Origin of the sequence: Marivita cryptomonadis, assembly GCF_002115725.1 — a bacterium.
In the GTDB taxonomy this organism is placed as follows: Bacteria; Pseudomonadota; Alphaproteobacteria; order Rhodobacterales; family Rhodobacteraceae; genus Marivita; species Marivita cryptomonadis.
In genome coordinates this window covers 176,190-196,262 of the sequence record NZ_JFKD01000009.1, presented here as the reverse complement: position 1 = coordinate 196,262, position 20,073 = coordinate 176,190, and the positions used below count along the sequence as shown (strand labels likewise).

17 protein-coding genes are annotated in these 20,073 nt (G+C 56.1%); 8 read left to right on the top strand and 9 right to left on the bottom strand.

The window, feature by feature from the left end:
- Positions 1–26: 26 nt before the first annotated feature.
- The 8 genes from MCRY_RS12170 to trpS all read right to left on the bottom strand — a co-directional run bounded on the left by MCRY_RS12170 (position 27) and on the right by trpS (position 9,637).
- Positions 27–1,019, bottom strand: coding sequence for a tyrosine-type recombinase/integrase (locus MCRY_RS12170; protein ID WP_085630211.1), 993 nt, complete (start codon positions 1,017–1,019; stop codon positions 27–29).
- Between the two features lie 304 nt (positions 1,020–1,323).
- Positions 1,324–1,650, bottom strand: coding sequence for a hypothetical protein (locus MCRY_RS12165; RefSeq protein WP_085630209.1), 327 nt, complete (start codon positions 1,648–1,650; stop codon positions 1,324–1,326).
- Between the two features lie 438 nt (positions 1,651–2,088).
- A complete protein-coding gene (locus MCRY_RS12155) occupies positions 2,089–2,700 on the bottom strand; it encodes a hypothetical protein (protein ID WP_085630206.1) in 612 nt (203 codons plus the stop codon).
- Between the two features lie 1,341 nt (positions 2,701–4,041).
- Positions 4,042–4,938 (bottom strand): hypothetical protein, encoded by an 897-nt coding sequence (locus MCRY_RS22600; RefSeq protein ID WP_138488127.1) that lies wholly within the window; start codon positions 4,936–4,938, stop codon positions 4,042–4,044.
- 300 nt (positions 4,939–5,238) lie between these two features.
- On the bottom strand, positions 5,239–5,619 hold the full coding sequence (locus MCRY_RS12150) for a hypothetical protein (RefSeq protein ID WP_085630204.1): 381 nt from the start codon (positions 5,617–5,619) through the stop codon (positions 5,239–5,241).
- A 180-nt stretch (positions 5,620–5,799) separates the two neighbouring features.
- Positions 5,800–6,699 (bottom strand): ArdC family protein, encoded by a 900-nt coding sequence (locus tag MCRY_RS12145; protein WP_085630202.1) that lies wholly within the window; start codon positions 6,697–6,699, stop codon positions 5,800–5,802.
- A gap of 198 nt (positions 6,700–6,897) precedes the next feature.
- The gene (locus MCRY_RS12140; protein ID WP_085630200.1) at positions 6,898–7,482 is read right to left on the bottom strand and encodes a helix-turn-helix domain-containing protein; all 585 of its coding nucleotides are present in this window, start codon (positions 7,480–7,482) and stop codon (positions 6,898–6,900) included.
- A gap of 964 nt (positions 7,483–8,446) precedes the next feature.
- Positions 8,447–9,637 carry a tryptophan--tRNA ligase gene (gene trpS, locus MCRY_RS12135; RefSeq protein WP_238939841.1) on the bottom strand — a complete coding sequence of 397 codons (1,191 nt, stop codon included), beginning with the start codon at positions 9,635–9,637 and terminating at the stop codon, positions 8,447–8,449.
- A 293-nt stretch (positions 9,638–9,930) separates the two neighbouring features.
- Between trpS and MCRY_RS12130 the strand changes: the two genes are divergently transcribed.
- The 6 genes from MCRY_RS12130 (at position 9,931) to MCRY_RS12105 (ending at position 16,079) form a co-directional block, all read left to right on the top strand.
- Complete coding sequence (locus MCRY_RS12130; RefSeq protein WP_085630198.1) at positions 9,931–11,226, top strand: MFS transporter; 1,296 nt, start codon at positions 9,931–9,933, stop codon at positions 11,224–11,226.
- Positions 11,227–11,384: 158 nt separating this feature from the next.
- Complete coding sequence (locus tag MCRY_RS12125) at positions 11,385–11,876, top strand: OsmC family protein (protein ID WP_085630196.1); 492 nt, start codon at positions 11,385–11,387, stop codon at positions 11,874–11,876.
- A 37-nt stretch (positions 11,877–11,913) separates the two neighbouring features.
- Positions 11,914–13,008, top strand: coding sequence for a C4-dicarboxylate TRAP transporter substrate-binding protein (locus MCRY_RS12120; protein ID WP_171046164.1), 1,095 nt, complete (start codon positions 11,914–11,916; stop codon positions 13,006–13,008).
- Positions 13,005–13,562 (top strand): TRAP transporter small permease subunit, encoded by a 558-nt coding sequence (locus MCRY_RS12115; RefSeq protein WP_138488128.1) that lies wholly within the window; start codon positions 13,005–13,007, stop codon positions 13,560–13,562. The genes MCRY_RS12120 and MCRY_RS12115 overlap by 4 nt, the downstream gene beginning before the upstream one ends.
- A 63-nt stretch (positions 13,563–13,625) precedes the next feature.
- On the top strand, positions 13,626–14,969 hold the full coding sequence (locus MCRY_RS12110; RefSeq protein ID WP_085630190.1) for a TRAP transporter large permease: 1,344 nt from the start codon (positions 13,626–13,628) through the stop codon (positions 14,967–14,969).
- A 39-nt stretch (positions 14,970–15,008) separates the two neighbouring features.
- Positions 15,009–16,079, top strand: coding sequence for a LacI family DNA-binding transcriptional regulator (locus tag MCRY_RS12105; protein ID WP_085630188.1), 1,071 nt, complete (start codon positions 15,009–15,011; stop codon positions 16,077–16,079).
- A 35-nt stretch (positions 16,080–16,114) separates the two neighbouring features.
- Here the strand turns inward: MCRY_RS12105 and MCRY_RS12100 are convergent, their stop codons facing one another.
- Positions 16,115–17,302, bottom strand: coding sequence for an ATP-binding protein (locus tag MCRY_RS12100; protein WP_085630186.1), 1,188 nt, complete (start codon positions 17,300–17,302; stop codon positions 16,115–16,117).
- Positions 17,303–17,472: 170 nt separating this feature from the next.
- Here MCRY_RS12100 and istA point away from each other — a divergent pair, with 170 nt between their 5' ends.
- A complete protein-coding gene (gene istA / locus MCRY_RS12095) occupies positions 17,473–18,963 on the top strand; it encodes an IS21 family transposase (protein ID WP_176234508.1) in 1,491 nt (496 codons plus the stop codon).
- Positions 18,960–19,724 carry an IS21-like element helper ATPase IstB gene (gene istB / locus MCRY_RS12090; RefSeq protein ID WP_085630182.1) on the top strand — a complete coding sequence of 255 codons (765 nt, stop codon included), beginning with the start codon at positions 18,960–18,962 and terminating at the stop codon, positions 19,722–19,724. The genes istA and istB overlap by 4 nt, the downstream gene beginning before the upstream one ends.
- The last annotated feature ends 349 nt before the right edge of the window (positions 19,725–20,073 follow it).

Genomic DNA, 20,073 nt, shown 5'->3' with positions numbered 1-20,073 from the left:
ATCTCTGGTTCATTGAACCAAAGCACCTAATCGCGTTGCGTGAAGTCGAGAACGTCAGCAGCATGGCGCAGATGATCCGGTGAGAATCTTGCATACACGCGTTCTGTAATCGAGGTGTTCGAGTGCCCCATGTATTGACTGATCTCAGACATCGGGATGCCCGCCTCGGCCATATGCACTGCGCTGGTGTGCCGTAGAACATGTGGTGTGACGTCCTCCAACCCGGCGGCTTTCGCTGCCGACGAAAACCCGCGCGTGATCTTCTTTAATGGCTTTCCGGCCCATTCGATGACGTAGTCGCTCAGTGCAGCCTGTTTCGCACCCAATAGGGCGTCGCGGAGCCCCGGATTCATTGGCACCACCGCGCGCCCCTTGCGAGGGCCGGATGCCGATTTACGCAAATCAATCTGGTTTCGGTCGAAATCGACACGATCCCATGTCAATTCGAGGACTGCACCAACACGTGCTGCGGTCGACAGCATCAGAAGAATGGCCAGCTTGATGTGCGGCTGGGAGGCCGCATCAAAGAGTCGTTTGATTTCCTGTCGGGTCAAATACCGATCCTTTGGTGCCGGTTTTTGTGGACGGGGAATGCTCGGGACGTGATCGATAAGGCGTGTGGTCTTGCCCCAGTTCAATACTGTCGTCAGATGCCCAAGTTCAGTCCAGACTGTCCCAGGCTGGACACCGGCTTTATATCGAATGTCCGCATAACTCCGACAACAGGGTGCATCGATTTGATCTGCACGCAGAGCGCCAAAGTGTTTCAACACTGGTTTTCCTGTATAGATCATCGTTTCCGCGACAGGGCGACCTTTCCGTTCCTCCAAGTATTTTTGCCAAAGGTCTGAAACCGTCGGGGCCGACGGTCGCAAAGCCTCCCTTTTGTAAACATCTAACGCTTCTGCTTCCGCTTCCTTGCGGGTGCATGCTTCAAGCTGATGACGCTGACGTCTTCCATTTTCGTACCAATAGACGCAGAGGCCTCCGCGTAGGTGTCCAATTTTAAGTTCTGGCATTCGTAGGCCTCCACGACGTGATGGGGGATGCGGTACAAGCGCTTCAAGCGGAATGCTTGAAGCTGACCGCGATTGATCATTTGGCGAATGGTTTCGGATGAGCAGCACCAGCGGGCTGCCAGAGTGTCGGGTGTGAAAGGCGGGTGGGTCTGCAACGCAATACTTCCTCCGATTGGTCTCTGTCTGGTCGAAGCACTAAGGGTCTAGAGAACCCGTGCTTGGCTTTACTTACAGCTATTGCCGCCAAGGCTGGGAGTGTCCGCATGCGGATGCCCAGTGGGGATAAAGAGATTTTTTGGCTCGCCTACCCACGCATGTCATCGATAGTCAGCACAGTATCCCGTTCGATGACCTCCCACGCTGCACGCATGTTGTCCAAACTGGCTTCAAGGCACTCCGCCGTGTCCTCCCCGGACCAATGAACAGGCACCATCAGGCGGTAGGCCCGCTCATAGGCCTTGGCAAATTGTGCAAACGGGTCTTCGGGACCGAAGACCTCCGAGACAGCTTGAATGAGGAGTCGATGTGTGGCGATTTCCACGGGTTGGAAGAACGGATTGGTCGGATCGGGTTTTGGGCCAAACCGCGTGGCTAGTTCACGCGCAAAGTCCGCTGGTGTGGGAGCGTTCATGGTATTGTCTCCGCGATGGGATGATGTGTTTTGAGGAGTCGTGCGCAGGGTTGTGGGTGCTACTGAGAGTGTGCCGAATGCATTGCTTTGGCGTGGTCGTTCAGCCGCTGCTTCGCCTGTTTCGCAAGCCTCAGGTGTCTTTGCAGCCCGGTTGTCCGTGCTACGCGTTCGGCGGCAGCACAGCTCTTCTCCAGTAGGCCAAGAAGCATCTGTTCGTCCCGTGCGACACTGGATGGCTCGCGCGTCTTGATGGTCTTCCTGGGCTTGCCCCTTGCCCGCATGCGAAATCTTCGAGCTCGGGCTCCGTCAACGTGGTTGGCGGTCAGCCTGTAGTGATCTGAATACATGTTCAGCATGTCTTGTCCTCGCAAATTTATGGGGCAGGGCCGGTGGGTATAAGGTACGTATCGACCCTGTTGCCCCCCTGTGGTGCAGCCCTCACGCCGCCTGACGCTGTTCCTGAGGACCTGAGAGCTCGATCATCAATTGCGCCATGTCCTGAGGGTCGAGGGCCTGGATGGCGCTCAGTAGGTCTGCCACGCCAAGTGTCTTGCCGGAGGCCGCAAACTTCACCGCGCGCAGCGTGTCGCCATTAATGGCATCTCTGGGATCGTTCTTGCGCACCCGCTCATCCGCCTTCTTGATCAGCGTGAGCACAGAGGCCGTGAAATCCATCGGCTTGTAGTCAGGCTCCGGCTTGAACTCCCACCAGCGGATATTGGCGAGCTTCTTGATCGACAGGTCCGCGTGTTTCAGATCGCTCGGTGTGAACATGCCCGCTTGGTCCCACTTGAACCCGAGATGGGTCTCAACCCATGCCTTGATGGCATTGGAGCGGATGCCAGAGGGCAGGGCATCGACCAGTTTGTTGATCATCTTGACGGCGGGGCGGACATCGCCCGTGCTGGCCCATCGGGAGGCCACGGCGACCAAAAAGAGGTGGATGTCGAGCTGGACAGTCTCGCCCCGTCTTTGGATCGAGGCAATGGCCGCGATGAATTGATCGTCGCTGTTGGCAAGCGCAAGCTTGTTGAAATTGATACGTGTCATGTTGGGTCTCCAAAGGGGATGTTGCCGTCATGGGTCACGCGCTGGTGGCCCATGTCAGGCAACACCCGAAATCCCAGAGCGCGTGGCTCAGGTCCGGTTGGCCGGACGTAGAAAGGGTGTTGCCATTGGAGAGTTTCATCGACTGTTGTCACATGTGCCGTGTCGATGGCCGGGGAGACCGGACTTTGAACGCGCAGGTGTGTCAGACCTGCCCAAGCGCGCTTGGGTCGTGAGACAAGAACTCTCTCGCCCGCCACAGGCTGTCCTGTCTTGGACCGTCAGGAACCAATTGGGACGTGCCTGCAGAAGCTGACAGAGGGTCCGTCTCTTCGCTGTCTCTGGCCGGACTGTCCCACCCTGACCCCGCAGGTCAGGCCTTCCAGGCACTGTCTGATTGGGGGTACGCCAAACCCCACCAATCCGGCTTGTTTCACCCTGTCTACAACAGGGCAGAGCTATGGCCTGAACACCCCATCACAGGAGGCTAGCGAGCGCTTGTTCCGCGTGGACCTCAGGTGGCCCCACCGAGGGGCGGTGTGTGCCTCTCGATGGGTCTACTCTGTTGCCTGGAGGCCGCTGGCGATATGGAAGGTGTACACCCTTTTCTGACAGGTAAATCAGGGCCTTGCACCAAATGGAGGCAGGCAAAATCAGGTAAATTCTGAGAGATTTCGGGAGCTATCATAGCGCGGAGGCCAAATAGCTTGAGGCCTTTCAGAATGATTTGTTAACTTTCACCCTCTGAAAAAGACGGCTCATCCATAGGTCCTTGCTCAGTATCGCTCACGCAACAAAATCGAACGGTTTGACCAACGTTCTATATCGTGATCACTATTTTGCTTTAAAACCCACTCGACAAGTCGTTCTAGGTTCACCAACGTAGCGGTAATTGAGGTTGACTAGATGTCAGAGGTGTGAGGTGAGCGATTCAAGAATGTCTTGGCGTTGGATCATAACAATTGAGGCTGCTGTAATACTGGTAAGCCTTTTAGCTTCTGCACTTTTCTCCAGTCAGTTTAGCGCTTGGGGGGATGCGATAATCGATAGGGTAAAAGGGTGTGGCGCAGCGTTTGACGAAGCACGTCTTATCGCAGACTCTAGAGATCAAGGAAGGTTCTCTGAGTATTTGCAGTTAATGGATTCGGCCTCACAGTGCGATACGAGAACTGGTGCGGCTGCCGCTAGTACTCTTGCTGCTTTCTATTGCTCTTCGCAGAATCAAAATGCTTTTGATCGTCAGCTTGGTGCACAATACAAGCAGCTCGTTGAGCGAGCATCACGGTCTACGTATATAGATCAGCGCTTGGTTTACGAGGCTTGCGGGGGAACCCTGCAATGAATTCAAGCACATCCGGTTGATCTCGAAACTCGACAATCATTACCCAGTAAGCCTGCGATTATCTCAAACACTCCGTTCCAGCTTTCAGTTGATTGCGGGTTAGGTTCGATACTTGGGGGGGTCGGACTTGTTTCTGGTATATTTGGAGGCGGTAACGGATCAATTGGTTCTCGGGGAGTTTGCGTATTAGGGGCTGGCTCTGGAGTTCTTGAAATAGGTAGATCGGGTCTTGCGGACGGTCTTAATGGTTCGGTCAATGCAATCACAGAAGCTCTTGCCTGACCGTAGGCCGTGCGAAAATTTCTAGCTGTGCTTCCCATTTTACTTATGAGTTGGTTCAACTCATCGATCTTCTGCTCTCGCTGGACTGGTCCAGCGCTAGTCGGGATTTGAGCGCCAAACGGGTAAGCAGCCGTAACACGGAGTTGACGTCTTAATTCTTCAAGTTTGTCTTTTACGCATTCAATTTCGCTGGACTCAAGGCTTGATAGGTATCGCAGTGTTTCATTCCGATTTCCGCTATTTAATTCCAGAAAATACCTTCCAGTGGCGCGACTTTGAAAAGAACCACTGCTTCCAGCTTGAGACGCAAGGTTGCTTAGAGGAAGATCGCGATCTATTAGAAGGCCGCCGGTCAAAAGAATAATATTTCCAATAGTCGGCTCGAGTTTTTCCGGAAATATACGATCTGCCTTTTTGCATGATGTAGGAACGTTTCTGATATAAATTAGTCTATTGCTTCTATCTGAAAAATCTATTGTAGGAGCGTTGGTATAGGGTAGCCTGTCGAGGCTTGCGGTTGTCGATGTGCAAGCTGATAGTGCTCCCAGAAATGTAATGCGCAATGTGATTATCGTCACTGCTAGGTTCGGTTTGCGCATATTTTCGGCATAGCTCAATAAATATGTCCTTTGTCATGATTTACTACTTTCTCAAGATGTAATTGCAAGACCTTTCTCTCAAATGTTCGTCTTCACTTTGATTTCTCATGTCCAAAGATGGGCTGCGGGGGTACGGCTATCTATCCCAGACGGTACGAGCAAGGCCAAGACCAGAGTACTTGGGGCGTCGAGCACTATCTATATGCCTGCGGGAACTGACCACGAGAAAATACCGAGCCTTGATTGTAAAGCCATGTGTATAGCTAGTGCTGCGCTGAAAAATAATATAAGTGGCTTCAATGTTTTTACTATTCAAATTCATAGGTAGAGCCGCCCTTCCCGCATAGCCGTACTGCACTCGTAAGTCGCGAACCGGCTCTCGATCTTGGCGTCTCGAACAACCCCATTGAACAGGGTTGCACCGAAGTAATTGGGCGGGCTCATACCATTGAAGCTGTTGCGGGCCGAGAAGGTGATGCAGACCAACTGAAATGAACCTGTGTCGGAGGCAAAGGTCGCGGTATAGGTGATGCGGAGTGAGGCCGGGTCATTGAGCATGGAGCGCAGGGCTGTGACCGAGTTTGACATCGCAGCTGGGCTTACAGGTTGTGGAGACACCGGAATGAATGGGACCTCAGCTTGTTCGACACAGGCGGTCAGTACAGCCATAAGAGCGAGCGATTGTACAAGAATCTTCATGATTGAACCTGAATTGATGATTTAGAGAATGGATAGGGCTGGGACGAAATTTTCCGTTGAGTAGGTGCGGCCTGCACACGAGAGTGCGCCCTCAGCCAGTCATGGTGTCTGACAGCGGTCGACGCGGTGCTCTCGAAAGGGTGTTCGTCGTTGGGTTGCGTTCGTTGTCCCGTTGCCGGTCTAGGCGGCCTCGGCGGATTTGACGTCGATGGCGTCCATTGACTGCAACCACTGTGCTGCCTGCGCCGCCTTCGAGGCCGCCGTGAATATCGCCCGCTTGTCCTCCTTCAGGACAGCGAGCCATGACTTGATGTAGCCCGCATGGTCCTCACGCGGTGCTTGAGAAATCCCAAGATCGGCACAAAGGAAGGCTGCGCCCAGCTCAGCAACCAGCTCCTCCATGGCGTAAGCCTTATCCCCGAAACGGCCTGTCAGGTCCCGATCCAACCGTGGCTTGGCCCCAGACCAATGAACCAGTTCGTGGCAGAGAGTACTGTAAAACGCCTCACTGGGCGCTGTTGATCGCTGATCGGTGAACCGTCTGCGATCCGGCATCAGGATGACGTCTTGGCTTGGAATGTAGCATGCAACGTCACCGTGTTCCTCGACCTTGGCACCCGTCCGCGCGACTAAGATCTCCGCAGAGTGCACAGGGTCGAACGAGGGCATGTCTGGCAGGACATGTTCCGTTGCCGCGTACCCGTCCACTTGCGCGGCGTTGAAAACCCAGCTGGCTTTGGCGACGAAACGCACGCGTTCCTTATCATCGTGATCCAATCTGCGATAGAAAACGATGACGGTGGCTTTCTCGCCCTTGCGCACCTGGCATCCCTTCGCCTGCCATTGTCGATACGTTCCCCAGACATGCGAAGGGTAGGCGGCTCCGAGGGCTGTGATCCACAAGCTGATGGTGTTCACACCATTATAGGGATGCTGAGAGGCGATGTTGACTGGTCGCGCACAGCGCGTGCCTTCGTCGGTGATCCACGGAAGTCGGAATGTACCTACGGTTTCCATTGCTTGGATGATATGGTTAGTCACCTGTGTGTAAACATCAGGCTTTTGTTCGGTCCCTGCCATGGCACGGTCCCTTCTTGGCATGAGTGTAATCTGAAAAAGCCCAACGGCATCTGCATGCGCTGGGCTTAGGCCGCGGTATGGTGAGGGATAGGCTCAACGTGGTCTGTTGAGGTGCCGTGCGATCAGGTGTTGTCGAGCTCCCGCTCTAGCGTCGTCTCCTGCAGGATACGAAGGGCAAGGTCTTGGTGTCCTTCAGATTTACGACTCGGAGACGTGATTTTGGCCAGGGGGTGCATAGGGATCAGGTCCACGAGGTTTCCCCCGCAGGAACCGAGCTACCCTGTTGCGTTCAATGCCCAGTTTCTGGGCGATCTTGCGACCCGAGATGTGGTTGTAGTGCATCTTGAGCGCTTCAGTCTGCCATGGAGCGGACTTCTGCAACTTCCAACCTGAGACGATGTGCCGTGAGAGGCCAAGAATCTCTGCGACTTTCGAGTAGGTCAGGCCTTGGGCAAGGAGTTCAGTAGCGCGTTGCTTTTGCAGCCCACGGCGTTCCCGGTGACGGACTGGAATGAAGGCCGCGATTTGTTGCCTCTGGTCGTCCGTGATGTCTGGGAAGTCCTTGATGTACTGTTTGCGAACAGGGTCGATCCAGTTCCGTACGGTGTTGGCTTTGAGAGGTTTTCCCTTCCACCGCATTCCCGCCGCTTGAGTCATGAGTTCGAAGTTCGCAGGGTCGTCCATCACCTTCGCAACGGCCTTTGCGAAGATGGTTTTTTCTTGCATCGCTGTGAGTTCACACAGCTTGAGGAGTTTCTGTTGTGTTGAGAAGTTCTGTATCATGACAGAGATATGTCCTCTGTTCTGAGGGGTTGAATAGGGGTTACAGCCCGATCCCTAGTGGCTATACGAAGATTTTCGGGGGGTTGGTGTGGCCCTGAGGGTAGATGTGGCCCTAGGCCCTACGTGAAACATTGGGCCGAGGGCATGGGTCCAGCCGTGACATGACCCGTCTGGGGTCATTTCAGAGTTGGAACTGGAGTTGGGAGGTAGTGTTAGGTTCGAGGATAGCGATTTGCGGGCCACAGTGCTGCCGTGGAGTGCGAAGTCGAGGTTGTCCGCACCATGGGTAGCCGAAAAGAAGAGATAGCGCTGTGCGGGGCCTCCCAGTGAGAAAACCAGCAAGTGTTTTCGGGGGACCAGAAGGGTTTCAAAGCCAGCGGGGGGGGTGAAGAATGAGTCATTTTTGACTAAATTGAGATCAGAGAGTTGTGGTTTCTCCTTGGACTTAATTTAGTTATATCCACTTTCTTTCGACAATTTTCCATGTGCAAAAGAGAGTAATAGAATAAGTAGTAGATATAGGTTTTTTTTAAAAGAGTGAGGCAGAGTGTCAGTGTTTTGAAAAAACCCCCCAGACCCCCTAGTGGTCAAAACAGCCCTCTTTTTTACGTTTTTTTGAGCTTTTGGCAATTTCCGAGCACTTTGTCTCAAAATGTCTAGTTTTTGGTCGCCAAAATCGATTTTTGCCTAACAATTCCGAGCATTTTGTCTCAAAACATCCAATTTCGAGTTTTTCGAAAAAATCAGCCCTTTTTGCCTTTTAACATTTCCGAGCACTTCGGCTCAAAATATCAAATCTGTGGTTTTTCGAAGGTCTATCTGGCCCCGGCCCCCGGCCCTAGAACCGCTCTGTTCAAGCACCAATCATCACCACCTGTCACCACGACCCTAGTCCCTCGCAGTTCGAGGGCCTAGGCCCTCGTTCCGCAGGACTTGGTGATCGTGGTCTGACACGAGTTATTTGTCAGCTTATCGAGCTTCGCACTTTCGCGCCGACCGTTGCTGCGCCAGTGGTGCGAGACGAAGCTGCACTTCGTCCGGCTCGCCAGGTCTGGTTACCTACAACTGAAAAAGACCTAAAGCACTCACGACTTCCCGCTTTTTCGCCTCGGTGCGCTCTCGCGCCCGTTCCGTGCCCATCTCTGATGATCTCAAGAACGTATCCCCTGTCTTCAGAGAGCTGTGCTCTGCGCGTGCGAATTGGGGCGATAAACTCTTGGAGGATCGCTTCCAGACGAGCTTTTTTCTTTCCATTGCCAAGCCCACCTCTCCGATACTGCGCCTTAAGCTCGGCAAGCCCATCCTGATCGGGGTCGAAGGCGTCGAGATAGGTAAAGACGACATTGCCCTCTGTACTGCCGGGGTCTTCGATGTGCAGGTTGTTCGGATCGGTGAACATCGCTCTGACAGCATTTCTGATTTCGCCAGGCGAAGTGGACAGCGCTATGGCGTTGCCCCCGGATTTCGACATCTTGGCCTTTCCGTCGATACCGGGGAGCCGACCCGCCTTTGGGATGATCGCCCGCGCTTCGGGCAAGACGGCACTGCCTACCGTAGAGTTGATGCGCCGGACGATCTCGTTGGTTTGCTCGATCAGCGGGGCCTGATCCTCGCCCACGGGCACGACCGTCGCCTTGAAGGCTGTAATGTCCGCAGCCTGTGCCCCCGGATAACACAGAAATCCGGCACGAATGTCGCGTCTGAACCCACGCACACGAATTTCGTCCTTGATCGTTGGATTTCGTTCAAGCCGTGCGACCGTGACGAAGTCCAGGTAAAGCATTGACATCTCCGCCAACGCCGGAAGATGCGATTGCTGGCAGATGGTCGTGCGACAGGGATCAATGCCCACGGCCAGATAGTCCAGCGCGACCTCGCTCACGTTGCGCCGCACCTTCTCTGGGTAAAGGGCGTTGTCGGTGAGGGCCTGGGTGTCCGCCAGCAGCAGAAACTGTTCATGTCTGTCCTGATAGCGCAGCCGGTTTGTGAGTGAGCCCGCATAGTGCCCAATGTGAAGCGGCCCAGTGGTACGGTCGCCTGTCAGAATGGTTGGTCTGTTCATTTTGCGACTTCTCATGAAACGAGTGACCGCGCATCGGGAAGCTTGGAAAACAAAAGGCCGCCCATGCGGCGGCCTCGGAATACGATTGGTCATCCGGCCAACCTGTCAGGAGGCCAGCCACCAAATCATTGCGACGCTTGTCGTGTTTTCCATAGCAATTTGCCTAGCGACGGCGCGACCATTCGTCAATCAAGTGGTGGGAAAGGGTCTAACTTGATCCCCGGCAGGTTGGCTCGGGAGTGGATGGAGCTCGCCGCTTTGACTCGATCAGACCCGGTTGTCTTTTCATAGTTAGGTCCTTCGGGTTACGGTGTGCTTGTGTTACTCTTATTGCTAGATACTCACGCCGCTGACCTTAAGCAGTGCCAACGGCTTAGAGGCCCGAGATGGTAAAAAGCATATTGCCTCTCGCGGCGCTTTTGCTTGGCTCGGCGTTTCTGGTGTTTGCGGGTGGGGTGAACGGCCTCATCCTTCCTGTGCGCGGCGATGTCGAAGGCTTTACGGCCACGTCACTTGGGCTTCTAGGAACCGGCTGGGCGCTTGGCTTTATTGCAGGTTGCCTCAGGACACCCAAATTGGTGGCGCGGGTGGGGCATATTCGCGCGTTCGGAGCGATGTGTGCTCTGGCGTCCATCGCAGTGCTCCTGTCGCTCGTTCTGATCACACCTTGGGTCTGGGTGCCTGTTAGGGCCTTGTCCGGCTTCTGCTTTGCCGGTGCCGCGATGATCGTGGAAAGCTGGCTCAACGAGCGAACGGATGCGGCCTCCAGGGGACGCATCTTTGGCATCTACACAATGGTGAACCTGACCGCGACAACTGCTGGCCAGATGGTTCTCACCTTGGGGGATGCGCGCGGATTTTTCTTCTTCGTGCTCGCTGCAATGGTATATTGCCTGGCGTTGCTGCCAACCGCGATTTCGGCGACATCGACCCCCAAACCGCTGACACAAGTGTCTTTGAACCTTCGTGGTCTTTGGAAGAACTCTCCGATTGCCGTCTTTGCCATCCTGATGGTCGGTGTCTCGAATGCGTCCTTCGGTACGCTGGCTGCGGTCTACGCCAGCCGGATCGGCTTCTCCATCGACCAGATCGCGCTCTTTGCCAGTGTGCCCATCCTTGCCGGTGCAGCGTCTCAAATCCCGGTGGGGATCACATCCGACAAGTACGACCGTCGTGTGGTCCTGATTGTGATCGCCGCAATCGCTCTGGTTGCAGATGCCTTGTTTCTGTTCTCAGGCGCAACACATCCGATGATCATCCTCGCACTGTCGGCGCTCTTCGGGGCAACGGTGTTCGCCATGTATCCAGTGATCGTGGCACATGCGAACGACCACGCTGAACCGGGTGCATTCATTCAGGTCAGTGGAGGTTTGCTTCTTGTATTTGGCATCGGTTCCATCTTTGGACCAACTCTTGCCGGATATGTCATGACCAGCTTTGGAGCCTCTTACCTGTTTGCTGTGACAGGGGCGGCCCACGTGCTTCTGATCCTGTTTGCTGTTCTGCGACTGAAGTTGCGTCCATCGGTTCCCGCAGAAGACAAGGTGGCGTTCCAAGCGCAACCTCTTGCGCGGGGCTCTACGCCGGAGACCGCTGCGCTCGCAGGTGATGCGACTGAACTCGACTCCGAACAGGCCGCTGACGACACGACAGAGACCTCCGGTAGTGACTCTGCACGTTAAAAAGACCAAACGACCACCCCTTTACCCACTGTCAAGACGCAAGGTGTCCAGTTTGGGGCAACTCTTGTTCAAAATGAACCATTCCAGGGCTTATTGAGCTGCTCTGAACGCGAGAAGCTGTGCAAACGTTTGCGCAACAGTCTTTTCGGGAGTTCACCATGTCACAACCCTTATTCAACGTGCATTTCACGGCGGAAGGCGTGTGCGTGGGTAAGCTGCGCAACGAGGTCACTCTGTCGGCGGTTCAACCGTTCCAGGTAACCCGGATGCTCGCCACCGATGAGGGCAAATTTCAAGGCGGGGATGACACCGCGCCCACACCATTAGAGTTCTTTCTAACGGGTCTGGTGGGCTGTCTGATGACCCAGATCAGGGTTTTTGCGAAGCGCCTCAAGGTGGATTTGGAAGACGTTAAGGTCGATTGCCGCGCAAAGTGGGAGGCTTTGCCGGACACTGTTGGACCCTATCAAGGCCGCCCGGTCGGGTTCGAGATCGATGTCGATGTCACATCGTCCTCCGATCCGGAAAAGGTCGCCGAGTTGGTGAGTGCCGCGCGGCGAGGCTGCTTCGTCGAGCAGACGCTCAGTCAAGCAAATGAGATCGTTCACAGCCTGTCTGTGAATGGAAATGCGCACGCCTCGGTCGCGTAGGCGCGCAGAACATTCAGTCAATCAAGGGAGGAGACACATGATACATTTCCATACAAAAACTTCGAGCGGGGCCACCAAGGTCTTGTCCGGCGTGCTTCTTGCCGCTGGGTTGGGCTTCGCGGCTCCGGTCTACGCGCAAGAGGAAATCGACGTTAGCATCGTCTCTGGGTTCTCGCCAGCGGTTGCCGCAGTCAAAATGCTGAAAGAGAGCTTTATGCCGGGCGTGGATGCACGTTTGGCCGAGACCGGCAACTATGCCATCAACTGGCAGGAAGCCTTCTCTGGGACGCTTGCCAAGCCCGCTGGCGAGCTGGAGGCCATCGAAACAGGTCTGGCGGACATGGGGGTCATTCCGACCGCGTTTCATGCCGACAAGCTGCCTGTCTACCAGATTGGTTACGTCACACCTTTCACCACAACCGATCTGGTTCTGATCCATGAAGTGGTCGATGGTCTTGTCGACAAGTATCCGGCGTTTCGGGATACATGGACCAATCTGAATCAGGTCACACTGTCCGCAAGCGGCATCCCTGACAACTATATCCTCTGCTCCTCGGAGCCGATCAATTCGCTGAGCGACATTGACGGGCTGAAAGTCGCGGGCGCTGGTCCCAACCTGCGCTGGATCGAACCGGCTGGAGCCACGGGTGTCACCGGCAGCCTTGGGAACTTCTACCAGCTTGTTGAGACCGGCGTGGTCGATGCGATGCTGGTTTGGGGTGAAGCGGTCGTGTCCCTCAAGTTCTACGAGGTCTGCGGAAACTACTTCAACGCCAACCTTGGTGGTGTGAACTCCTACGTCATCAATGCCAACCAACAGGCTTGGGACAGCTACCCGGACGAGGTCAAGGACGCGATGATCGCTGCGGCCAAGCAATATGGCATCGACATCGGCAACTTTGCGGCCGAGCTCGGCAGTCAGGCTCGCGAGACCTTCGTGGCCAATGGCGGCAGCGTGGTTGAGATCGACCCGCAGGAGCGTGCGGAATGGGCGGCAACTCTTCCTGATCTCGCACAGGAATGGGTCGATAACCTTGAAGCGCAAGGTGTCCCGGCTCAGGAAATCCTGACCGAGTACATGCAGGCGATGCGGGACGCTGGTCAGCCCGTTGCACGGCAGTGGGACCAGTGAAAGAGGATCGCGCATCCACCACTGAAGGGGCTTCGGCCCCTTCAGAGGAGCCACCCACACCCGGCTTCACACCTTTTGTGATCGGCATGGATGCAGTGGGAGCGCTGATTGTGCTCGGCATGATGATCATCGTGAATGTCGATGTCTTTGGCCGTTGGCTCTTTGATGCGCCCCTCTCAGGCACCTTCGAGCTGACCGAGATGGGCATCGTGGCCGTGGTCTATCTGCAACTGGCCCATACGATCCGCGTGAAGCGTCTGACCCGGTCGGACACGTTTCTGAACTTCATCGCGCGGGTGAAAGGGAAATTGGCAGACCAAGCACTGCGCATGGTCTTCAATCTCGCGGGTGCGATCATGCTCGCCATAATTGCCTATGGTCAGTTCCCACGGCTGATCGATGCCTGGAGCCGGGGCTACTACAAAGGCAATGTCGGGATATTCACAGCGCCCACATGGCCGCTGGAAGGCATCATGCTTCTTGGGGCCACAGCTGCGTCGGTTCAGTTTCTGGTTCTTGCCTCTCGCAACGCCAAGGCTTTGCGCGGCGGGTGACCCGTTGCCCAAGCAGACACTCTTAAACTTTCTTCATCCTGTGACCACCTTTGGAGGTGCCAAATGACTGGGCTGGAAATCGGTCTGATCTCGGTTGGGGCAATTGTCCTGCTGATCTATTCGGGAATGCATGTGGGCATTGCCCTAAGCTTGGTCTCGTTCCTGTCGGTGGCCCTTCAGAAGGACAGCCTGACACTGGCCATGAAGCTGCTGACACTCGCGGCGGCTGACGGGATTGCCGATCAGACCTTTGCCGTGATCCCGCTCTTTGTCCTTATGGGCCTGATCATGAGTGCGTCTGATGTGGGCAGGGATGCCTACGATGTCGGGGATTACTTCCTAAGGCGTGTCCGGGGGGGGCTGGGGATTGCCACAGTGGGCTCGAATGCCGTGTTTGCTGCTGTGACAGGTGTGTCCATTGCCTCGGCAGCCGTGTTCACCCGCGTGGCCGTTCCGGAGATGCTGCGTCTTGGCTACAGTCCACGCTTCGCCGTTGGCACAGTCGCGGGCAGCTCGGTTTTGGGCATGTTGATCCCGCCCAGCATCCTGTTGATCATCTACGCCATTCTGACAGAGCAATCGATTGGGATGATGTTCTTCGCGGGCATTGGTCCCGGCATTCTGCTCTCGACGGTTTATTGCATCGGCATCATCGGCATGGCGTATTTTATGCCGTGGTTTGTCTATGATCAGACAGGGCGGTTCTCGGATCAAGCGGCTATTGCCGAAAGCGATCCAAGGGACCGGCACAGCCTTTTTGAAATTCTCCTCAAATTCCTTCCGTTGATGGGCCTGGTCTTTATCGTTCTGGGCGGCATCTATGGCGGCATCTTCACACCAACAGAAGCCGGGGCTGTTGGAGCGATCTGCGCTCTTGTTCTGGCGGTAGCCCGAAAGAAGATGAGCCTGAAAGCGTTCTGGAAAGTCCTCTTGGAGACCGGGCACATCACGGCTTCGATCTGTTTCCTGATCATTGCTGCGACCATGTACAGTCGATCCCTGGCCTTGGCTGGCGTTCCCACGGAGATCGGAGGCCTTGTCCAAACGGCGACAGACCAGTTTCTGTTGGTGGTGCTGATCTATGTGCTGGTGGTTCTGATCCTCGGCACGATCATCGACTCCGTTTCCATCATCCTGATCATGGTGCCACTCTTTCTGCCCGTGATGCAGGGTTTTGAGGCAGACCCGATCTGGTTTGGCATCCTGACGGTTATCGCCGTCGAAGTAGGGCTGCTGACACCACCCTTGGGCATTGCGTGTTTTGTGATCAAAGGTTGTATTGAGGACCCTCGAATAACGCTGGGCGATGTGTTCATGGGAGCAGTGCCCTTTGCGCTGATGATGATCTTTGTCTTGGGATTGATCACCGCGTGGCCGCATCTCGTCTATATCAACCAATGGATCTAAGCTTGGGCGGAACGAGGTGCAAAGACTTGGGCGGGCAAAATGGCAGATGGCAAGACAAAGCGCGCTGAACACCGGGCGGCACGTGTGAAGCTGTCCGATGTCGCGGCGGCTTCGGGTGTTCATTATTCGACCGTGTCACGTGTCTTGCGGCCGGGGGCAAAGGGCCGGATTTCTGATGATGTGGCGGAACGCGTGCGGTCCGTGGCCAAGGAGCTTGGCTATCACCCAAACTCGATTGCGGCGAGTCTGCGCACCCAGTCCACACGGTCGATTGGGTTGATCGTCCATGACATGAACGACCCGGTCTATCCCCCGATCCTGAGCGGAATTGAAGACGCCCTGTCACCGCAGGGCTTTGCGGTACTCGTCAGCAACACGGGCTACGACCTCAATGTGGAGCTCGACATCGTCAATCGGATGGCCGCACGTCTGGTCGATGGGATATTTCTCGCAACGACACGGTTGCAGGACCCAGTTGTAGAGCGCTGCCAGGAACTCGGCATCCCGCTGGTGTCGGTCCTTCGTCAGACCGAACAGGAGACATCACCTGCGGTCGTCAACGATTGCTACGGTGGCATGCGGGTGATGACGGAGCATGTCCTCGCGTCCGGCTTTCGGGATATAGCCGTCATTCTGGCCCCGCAGTACCTGTCGACCGCGCGGGAACGTTGGCACGGGATCAAAGACACACTGGATCAAGCCGGTGTGGCACTGCCGGACCACCGCATTGTCGCCGTCCCGCGCATGTCGGTGAAGGAAGGGAAACGGGCTACAGAGACCCTTCTGACAGCTGGGGAAAGCCGTCCGGACGTTATCATTTGCGTGAACGACCTCGTTGCCATTGGCGCAATCCGGGCCTGCCGAGAGGTGGGGCTGTCGATCCCATCCGATGTGTCGATCACGGGCTACAACGACATCCCGTTGCTCGACATGATTAACCCGGCTCTGACAACTGTGCGCATGCAACTGCACGAGATCGGCAAGGCAGCTGGTCAGGTGATGCTCGCGCAATTCGAAGGCCAGCCGGTTACGCCGATGACACAACGCGTGGGTTGTGCGTTGCTGGTTCGAGGGTCCCTCGGACAAAAGAGCGAGTCCCAACCCACTTGAATGCCGTTTCCCAAGTACGCAGAGATGGCATTCACCTACACGCCCATCTCCACCACGTAATCCGCCTCCGGCCTTTTGTGCGTGACCAGCAGTATCTGGCTTAGCCGACCCTTCAGGCTGTCCAGCAAAGCTGCCGTGTTCGCCGTCCGGTTCTGATCCATGCTGGCATCGATCTCATCGCCGATGAAGACCGGGAACACACCCTGAGTGAGCACCTGCCCAAGCCCCAAACGAAGAGCCAAGCAAGCGACAGCCTTGCCGGAGCCGGAGAGCGTGTTGAGGGCCTGCCCATCGACTGTGATGGCGAAGTCCTCGTCAGCGTGAATGACGGACCGGTCCCCACCGGTCATTTGCGCCAGGTACTGGCTCGCCACCGAATTGAGCGACGGGATCAGATGTTGCTTCACCTTCGACCGAAGGCTTGCCAGCGCGGCCCGTGCCCGGTCCCAGTCTTCCGCTTCATCCAAGATGGCTGACACAGATTCCATGCCATCGGTGTAGGCTTTGAGGTCCTTCTCATAGCGGGTGCGCAACGTGTCATAGATGGCCACGGCGTTTCGGAGGTCTGACACGGCGCTGTGGTCCTTAACCGTCTCAGACAAGACCGCGATTTCCGCCATGGCCGCTTGATAAGCCTGCTCCCAGTTCTGGTAGGCCGCAAGCTGGGTTTCATAGTGGTTGCGCTGGTCCTCGTAACGCTGGCGATCCCTGAGCAGGGACCCGTAGTCTGGGCGGTCTGCGAGACTGGCTTTGAGGTCGTCCACCACTGTTGAGAGCACCGCTCTGCGGTCGCCAAAGCTGTTCCGGTGGCGGTGGGTCTCGATCTCAGTAGGGGACAGTTTGGGGCGCGTGCAAGGCTCAACGTCGCGCAATGGGGCCAGCTCTGGCTGAATGTCCTCCCATGCCTGAGCGGCCCGGAGAAGGGTTGCCAGCGCCTGTCTGTCTGCTGGCAGACCGTGAGGCCGTTCGACAACTCCAAAGCCAGCGAGCTCAGATTTCAGCTGGTCAATGGTCTCGGCCTCCATCGGCCATGCATGCTGGCAGGACGGACAGACATGGACGCCCTTCGCCTCCAGATCGGCGATACGTTGCCGGAGATGGTCTGCCTCTTTGGCGGCGATGGCGTGCTCGACGGTCTCGACAGACACTCCCGGATCAGGGGTGCGTGCCAGCAGCCTTTCTTTTTCAACCCAGCGTTGGTGTGTCTGGTGTTGGTCTGCCATCCGCGCAAGCTCGATTTCATTATAAGGCGAGGGCTCTGGCCGTGCCGCGCGTTTGAGAACGGCAGTGCAAAAGTTGGCCACGGAAGTGGCGTGATAATCTCGCTGCGGGCAGCGTAAAATGTTGCCACTTTGGCCCTTTCTGTTTGCAGGGAGGGCGGGAGATTTTAGTCGTGGATTTATATTTGAAGGTCCGCCTCGCGCGTCGGGGCGGTATGAGCGAACGGGAGGCCGCCGGCCATTTCGGGATCTCGCGTGCGAGCGTGAAGAAGATGATGATGTTTTCGGTCCCGCCGGGTTATCAGCGAACGGCGCAGATCAAGCGGCCCAAGCTGGACGGGTTCACCGGCTTCATCGACGAATGGATGCAAGACGATCTGAACCGTCCCCGTAAACAGCGCCACACCGCCAAGCGTATTTTTGAACGGCTTTGCGACGAGCACCAGTTTCAAGGCGGCTATACGACGGTCAAGAACTATGTCCGGGAACAAGGGCGGCGCAGCCGAGAGATGTTTGTCCCTCTGGCACATGCCCCCGGCCATGCCCAAGCGGATTTTGGCGAGGCGATGGTCGTGATTGGCGGGGTCGAGCAGAAGGCATATTTCTTTGCACTGGATCTGCCCTACAGCGATGCCTGCTTTGTGCGTGCTTATCCTGCGGCGGTCTCCGAGGCTTGGGTTGATGGCCATGTTCATGCTTTTGCATTCTTCGGCCGGGTTCCGCAGTCGGTTCTTTATGACAACGATCGATGCCTGGTCGCGAAGATCCTGCCGGACGGCTCGCGCAAGCGGACCAAGCTGTTCAGTGGGTTCCTGTCGCATTACTTCATCCACGATCGTTATGGCCGACCGGGTAAGGGCAACGATAAAGGCGCTGTTGAGGGTCTGGTCGGATATGCCCGGCGCAACTTCATGGTGCCTATCCCACATTTTGCGACATGGGAGGCGTTCAATACCTGGCTGGAAGAACAATGCCGCAAGCGCCAGAGCGATGTCTTGCGCGGTCACAGCGACAGCATCGGGCAACGACTGGTCCGCGATCTTGATGCGATGATGGATTTGCCGGCGTCACCGTTTGATGCCTGTGACCAGGCCAATGGTCAGGTGAACTCACAATCCCTGGTGCGCTACAAAACCAACGATTATTCGGTTCCTGTCGCCTACGGGCACCGCGATGTCTGGCTTCGTGGCTATGTCGATCAGGTGGTCATTGGCTGTGGTGGAGAGGTGATTGCCCGCCACAGCCGGTGCTGGGACCGGGAGGATATGGTCTTTGATCCCGTTCACTATCTGCCGCTGCTGGAGCAAAAGACCGGCGCGCTGGATCAGGCGGCCCCATTGGTGAAATGGGAGCTGCCAGAGGAATTTGTGACCCTGCGCCGCTTGATGGAAGCCCGCATGATCAAGGCGGGGCGGCGTGAGTATGTGCAGGTCTTGCGGCTCTTGGAGACATTCGAGATGGCAGACCTGCAGGTTGCCGTCAAAAACGCACTTCGCATGGGTGCCATTGGGTTTGACGCCGTCAAACACCTCGTGCTGTGCCAGGTCGAGAAGCGGCCGCCCAAGCTGGATCTGGATGTCTATCCGTATCTGCCAAAGGCCAATGTCGGCACAACGTCGGCGGCCAGTTATATGTCCCTGATGAAGCGGGGGCAGGCAGCATGAGCGACGCTCCCCAAATTCTTCTGGACCACCGCCTCAAATCGCTGCGGCTGCCGACCGTTCTGCGGGAATACAGCAAACTGGCCAAGCAGGCCGCAGCCGAGGGACTGGACCATGTACAATTTCTTGCACGTCTGATCGAACTGGAGATGATTGACCGGGAACGCAGGATGATCGAGCGCAGGATCAAAGCCGCAAAGTTCCCAGCCGTCAAAAGCCTGGACAGCTTCGACTTCAAGGCGATCCCCGCCCTGAACAAGATGCAGGTGCTGGAGTTGGCGCGTTGCGAATGGATCGAACGGCGCGAGAATGTCATCGCGCTTGGGCCTTCCGGCACCGGCAAAACCCACATTGCCCTCGGCCTCGGGTTGTCGGCATGCCAGAAAGGCCTGTCTGTCGGTTTTGTCACCGCCGCAGCGCTTGTTCATGAACTGATGGAGGCCAGAGACGAACGCAGGCTCCTGCGGCTTCAAAAACAGATGGTTGGTTACAAGCTGCTGATCATCGACGAGCTGGGCTTTGTGCCACTGAGCAAAACCGGGGCTGAGCTGCTGTTTGAATTGATCTCCCAACGCTACGAGCGCGGCTCCACGCTGATCACAAGCAACCTGCCATTCGACGAATGGACAGAAACATTTGGGTCAGAACGCCTGACAGGCGCACTGCTCGATCGCCTGACCCACCACGTCAACATCCTGGAGATGAATGGCGAAAGCTACCGCCTTGGCCAGAGCAAGGCGCGTCAAGCAGCGCCCAAAACCTAAACCTCAATCAGCACAGATTGGCCCTGACGGTCCAAAGCATCCGGACAACCGCCAGCTATATAACAAGCGCGGCTGCCCGGATGCTGGCGCTCGTCTTCACGCTGATTATCCCAAACCCAAAGTGGCAACATTTTGCGCTGCCCTTTGGCTCACTTTTACTCTGCCGTTGACAACATACTCGACGAGAACGGAAACTCAGTTCTTGGCATATCGCAAGAGGACTTGGATCAAACCCTCAACGAGGCAGCGGAACACATCCCAGATGCCGTGGTTGCGATACATCGGTTTTGGTGAGCGACGCTACGAAGTGCGCTTTGGTTCGTTGAACCTGTGCGAACCGAAATAGATT